The sequence below is a fragment of the Vibrio sp. 1401 genome (assembly GCF_033340295.1).
The window spans coordinates 1-690 of record NZ_JAWOWF010000380.1 but is presented as its reverse complement, the minus strand read 5'-3'; the positions used below and the strand labels follow the sequence as shown (position 1 = coordinate 690).

The 690-nt window shown below is 48.0% G+C and carries 1 protein-coding gene and 1 pseudogene; both read left to right on the top strand.

The genetic code is table 11. The annotated features are described in order from the left end of the window. Positions 1 to 104, top strand: a pseudogene (locus tag R7Z77_RS25755) (cystathionine beta-synthase); the annotation flags it as partial. 9 nt (positions 105 to 113) lie between these two features. Then, on the top strand, positions 114 to 690 hold a 577-nt coding region (locus R7Z77_RS25750), incomplete at its 3' end, for an MtrB/PioB family outer membrane beta-barrel protein (protein WP_318137098.1).

Genomic DNA, 690 nt, shown 5'->3' with positions numbered 1-690 from the left:
CCATTCCTGAAAACGACTTGAGAGTGCGCGGCGGAAGTTGTTTAAACTGCCACAATCAAGTGCATGGCTCTAACCACCCACGTGGTCAAACATTAAGTTATTAGGAGGGAGGCATGAAACTATCTCAACTGTGCATCGCTCTTTCCCTTGCTTTTGCTGGGCAAGCGCACGCCAACGATTATTCGTTACAACGTTCTCAACCAGCCGACACTAGCCGCTGGCAGTGCAGTGAATGCAGCAGCGACGGCACATGGAGTGGAGAAGTCAGCGCGGGCGTCGGTTACCTTAACAACGACGGTTCCTCTCGATTCTATAATTGGAATCCGCCCGTTTACGGTACAAACTCTGACAATAAACACTTTAACGCTAGCCTAAACGCCGATATCGAACAATATGAAGACGAGGGATTCTACAATCGAATCGTCGTCGAAGATCTTGGTTTGCAACGCTTCTTACTGCAGTGGGAAATGGGCCAGTACGACGGATTACGTATCCTCGGCAGTTACAGTGAAACTCCGTATTTCTGGAATCAGTCCTCACTCAGTGCGTATCATCCAAGAGAAGATGCACTCGTTAGTGGTGACCTATCGAAATATGAAAACTTAGTGACGCGAGAGACATTTAAGCTAGAACTCAAGTACACACCACATACGCCATGGAAGCCATATGCATCCATGAAGCACGAACGTA